At 73.4% G+C, this 771-nt stretch carries 1 protein-coding gene; it reads right to left on the bottom strand.

Annotated elements, in window-relative coordinates; all coding sequences use genetic code 11:
* The coding region (locus QQJ79_RS15550; RefSeq protein ID WP_284223838.1) for a M56 family metallopeptidase at positions 1–750 on the bottom strand (750 nt) is incomplete at its 3' end.
* Between the last annotated feature and the right edge of the window lie 21 nt (positions 751–771).

Below are 771 nucleotides of genomic sequence, written 5' to 3'. Positions count from 1 at the left end.
CGCCCAGGCGTCCTGCCCCACGAACCAGTCGCCGTCGGAGGCCACGGGCGCGACGGCGTTGACCGCATCGACGGCCTCGACGGCGTTGATCGCATCGGCGGCCGCGGCTTGAACGACGGCGTCGACAGCGTCGACGGCATCGATCGGATCGGGCTGCGCCACGGGCGCGACCGGCGCCGGCGATGCGGCCGGGCTGCGGGGGGTCAGCTCAAGCGCGGCGATCGGGGTGGCGACGCCGATCAGGGCGCCGACGGTCAGGGCCATGGCCAGCGGCCGGCGGCGAAGCGGAACGGAGGTCTTCATGATGCAGGCGATCCTTCGGGTGAGGGTTTCAGCAGGTCCGGCCATGCCGAGGGCGGCGGGCGGGTTGAAGTCGGCGGCGAGGCCGACAAGGGCGCGGGCATAGGTCCCGCGATCGACCTCGCCGAAGGCGACCGCATCCGCGGCCTCCTCGCTGCGGGCCGACAGGGCGGAGTGGAGCTTCCAGACCAGAGGATTGAACCAGAACAGGCCCAGGGCGACCCGGGACAGGATCAGAAAGATCCAGTCGCCGCGCTGCAGATGGGCCAGTTCATGCGCCAGAACGGCGCGGGCGGTCTCCGGTCGGGCCAGTTGCTCTTCGCCGATCAACACCACGCCGGGCGGCGTCCCCCAGCTCAGCGGCGCGCCGACGGCGGATGACGCCACCAGCCGGGGTCGGCGAGCCGGCGCCAGACCGGCCAGCGGAGCGGTCCAGGCCGCCGCGGTCACGGTGCGGCCTCGCTGCGTCCA

The sequence above is a fragment of the Brevundimonas denitrificans genome (assembly GCF_030160755.1).
GTDB classification, from domain to species: Bacteria; Pseudomonadota; Alphaproteobacteria; order Caulobacterales; family Caulobacteraceae; genus Brevundimonas; species Brevundimonas denitrificans.
Note: the sequence above shows the minus strand (reverse complement) of the source record. Positions and strands in the feature narration are given on the sequence as shown.